Annotated in this window: 1 protein-coding gene; it reads left to right on the top strand. The window is 43.0% G+C overall.

The features are described from left to right. The coding region (locus tag R7Z77_RS26005) for a Solitary outer membrane autotransporter beta-barrel domain (protein ID WP_318137132.1) at positions 1-652 on the top strand (652 nt) is incomplete at its 5' end. Positions 653-667: the final 15 nt, after the last annotated feature.

Genomic DNA, 667 nt, shown 5'->3' with positions numbered 1-667 from the left:
CATTGATCAAGATGTTTACTTCAATGAAGAACCTATTCCAGATCGAAGTAAAGAGCAGTTTATCGGTGGGTACAACGAGTTTGAAGTGGAAAAGCAGCTCACAGAACACTTTAGCTTAAGTGGTGCGCTAGGGGCTCACCTCATACATTATAAAACGGACTATACCTACCGAAGTGATGCAATTACGGCACTCCAACCTATTTTGGATGGTGCATTGATAAATACCAGTGCTTGGGCTTTGCTCGGACAGCTTAACGCCAAGTTAAAATACCTTGAACAAGAATCATGGGGGAAATGGTATCTCTGGACATCGCCACATTACTTCTATGGAACCGGATGGGGTGAGGCAAATAACGGGAATGTAGGAAAGCCGGAAGGTTGGTATTGGGTAAATGGTGTCAAAGTCTTCTACGACGTCGCTCATATTGGTACGACAGTTCAATCTTTCTATACCAGCTTTAGTCGAATCGATATCGGTGGCGATACGAGCGATCCGCTAAATACTACGAATTATTATGAAGGCAGTATTGGATGGTTGATGACTCCACCGTTTGAGTCCGATTGGATAGACAATATTGGTATCGGTTTAACCATCAATTATGGTAGTGATCTGAAAGGTGGCAGTTTGGTTCTGTTCTTTAATCAGGATTGACGATACTTGCCGTTG

This window comes from Vibrio sp. 1401 (assembly GCF_033340295.1).
This window is presented reverse-complemented; position numbering and strand designations above follow the sequence as displayed.